This is a genomic window from Hymenobacter profundi, assembly GCF_019334315.1.
In the GTDB taxonomy this organism is placed as follows: Bacteria; Bacteroidota; Bacteroidia; order Cytophagales; family Hymenobacteraceae; genus Hymenobacter; species Hymenobacter profundi.
Window position 1 is genome coordinate 1 of record NZ_JAHWGL010000195.1, and the last position, 1,508, is coordinate 1,508.

Here is a 1,508-nt window from a genome sequence, read left to right on the forward strand (position 1 = left end):
AAGGTCCTTCGCAAGCTCAGGATGACAGGTGGGCAAACAAGTGGGTAAGCTACTTACCCGCCTACCAGCTCTAGCTCGGCATACGCAGGAACGGCGCTGATTTTACCTTCTACGGCTGCAATGGCCGCTACCAGCGGCGAGGCCAGCAGCGTGCGGGCGCCGGGACCCTGGCGGCCTTCGAAGTTGCGGTTGGAGGTAGACACGCAATAGGCGCCAGCCGGAATCTTGTCTTCGTTCATGGCCAAGCAGGCGCTGCACCCTGGCTCACGCAACTCGAAACCGGCTGCGGCCAGAATTTTATCTAAGCCTTCCTCTTTCGCCTGCTTTTCTACCTGCTTGGAGCCGGGCACGATGATGGCCTCCACGTGGGGCGCTTTGTGCTTGCCCTGCACGTAGGCTGCCACGGTGCGCAGGTCCTCGATGCGGGAGTTGGTGCAGCTGCCAATAAACACGTAGTCAATGGGTTTACCCAGCAACGACTCGCCCGGCGCCAGGCCCATGTACTGCAACGATTTGCTGAAGCCAGCGGCTTCGCTCGGCACCACATTCAGCGGAATGGTGCCGCCTAGCGGAATGCCCATGCCGGGATTGGTGCCGTAGGTAATCATGGGTGTAATGTTGGCGGCGTCGAAGTGGTGCTCGGCCTCAAACTCGGCGCCGTCTTCGGAGTAGAGCGTCTGCCAGTAGGCCACGGCCTGCTCCCACTGCTCGCCCTGAGGCGCGTAGGGGCGGCCTTGCAGGTAGTCGAAGGTGGTCTGGTCGGGGGCAATCATGCCGCCGCGGGCACCCATTTCGATGCTCATGTTGCAGACCGTCATGCGGCCTTCCATGCTCAGACTGCGCACGGCGCTGCCCGCGTACTCCACAAAGTAGCCCGTGCCGCCGCCGGTGCCCAGCTGCGAAATCACGTAGAGAATTAGGTCTTTGGCGCCTACCCCCAGGCGCAGGTCGCCGTCTACGGAGATGCGCATGCGCTTGGGCCGGTCGATGAGCAGGCACTGCGAGGCCATCACCTGCGCCACCTGGCTGGTGCCAATTCCGAAGGCAATAGCGCCAAACGCGCCGTGGGTAGACGTGTGGCTGTCGCCGCACACGATGGTCATGCCCGGCTGGGTGAGGCCCAGTTCCGGCCCGATGACGTGCACAATGCCTTGGCGCTCGTGGCCTAGGCCGTACAGCTCTACGCCGTACTTGGCGCAGTTCTCCGTCAGCTTATCTACCTGCGAGCGGCTGAGCGGCTCCTGAATGGGTAGGTGCTGATTGAGGGTAGGCACGTTGTGGTCGGCGGTGGCTACAATCTGCTGCTGCCGGAAAAGCGGCAGCCCGCGCGCCTCGATTTCGTCGAAAGCCTGCGGGCTGGTTACTTCGTGAATCAGGTGGCGGTCGATGTAAAACACCGACAAATCGCCCACGGTTTTGACTACGTGGGCCTCCCAGATTTTATCAAATAAGGACTTGGGCATGGGGTGGGGTGGTCTATTTCATCAGCCCGTCATGCTGAGCGAAGC

General features: G+C 61.7%; 1 protein-coding gene. It reads right to left on the reverse strand.

All coding sequences use genetic code 11. The annotated features are described in order from the left end of the window. Positions 1 to 53: 53 nt before the first annotated feature. The gene (leuC, locus tag KYK14_RS21830) at positions 54 to 1,463 is read right to left on the reverse strand and encodes a 3-isopropylmalate dehydratase large subunit (protein ID WP_219161756.1); all 1,410 of its coding nucleotides are present in this window, start codon (positions 1,461 to 1,463) and stop codon (positions 54 to 56) included. Between the last annotated feature and the right edge of the window lie 45 nt (positions 1,464 to 1,508).

Bases quoted from the DNA above. Each gene is read 5' to 3' on its own strand.
- leuC (WP_219161756.1), bottom strand. From the start codon at position 1,463: ATGCCCAAGTCCTTATTTGATAAAATCTGGGAGGCCCACGTAGTCAAA.